Below are 223 nucleotides of genomic sequence, written 5' to 3'. Positions count from 1 at the left end.
AATAACTCGGTAAAAATAAGAGGTTAAATTTCGGATGCTGGGCCAACCAATGTTTGACTTTCTGACTGCTATGGATGCAGTAATTATCTAAGATTAATGTGATCGTTTTCGCATCAGGATAGTGGGTATTAAGCTCATCTAACATCTTGATAAATAAATTAGAGTCCTTCTTTGTCCCTTTAACATAAGTCACTTTCCCTGTTTGGGCATTGAGGCAGCCGGC

At 38.6% G+C, this 223-nt stretch carries 1 protein-coding gene; it reads right to left on the bottom strand.

The features are described from left to right. The coding region (locus ACGF5R_RS25000) for a transposase (protein ID WP_387693350.1) at nt 1-223 on the bottom strand (223 nt) is incomplete at both ends.

Source organism: Photorhabdus sp. RM71S, from assembly GCF_042879355.1.
Lineage (GTDB): Bacteria > Pseudomonadota > Gammaproteobacteria > Enterobacterales > Enterobacteriaceae > Photorhabdus > Photorhabdus kayaii.
Note: the sequence above shows the minus strand (reverse complement) of the source record. Positions and strands in the feature narration are given on the sequence as shown.